1 protein-coding gene is annotated in these 260 nt (G+C 41.9%); it reads left to right on the top strand.

The annotated features are described in order from the left end of the window. Positions 1–219: Imm49 family immunity protein (locus C2M33_RS10780; protein WP_199776360.1), on the top strand; the 219-nt coding region annotated here is incomplete at its 5' end. Positions 220–260 lie beyond the last annotated feature (41 nt).

Raw genomic sequence — 260 nt, 5'->3', positions numbered from 1 at the left:
GAGCAAGAATATAATCAAGCCATGGAAAAAGCCTTGCTGGCCCATAAAGAATATTACAGTGACGAAGAGCGTATAGGTAGTAGACGAGGAGGTTTAGCTATCCCCCTTATTGCCCTAGCCATCATCGCTAAAGACGTAAAAGCCTATAAGCTCACAGTTGAAAATGGCTACATTCCAGCATGGTTAATTGATGTAACACCACCAACAGAGCCAAATTAATAAACGACAGTAACCGCTCTTTAACAACATGGATGTTGGCA

It is taken from the genome of Pseudoalteromonas sp. T1lg122 (assembly GCF_002964825.1).
GTDB classification, from domain to species: Bacteria; Pseudomonadota; Gammaproteobacteria; order Enterobacterales; family Alteromonadaceae; genus Pseudoalteromonas; species Pseudoalteromonas gelatinilytica.
This window is presented reverse-complemented; position numbering and strand designations above follow the sequence as displayed.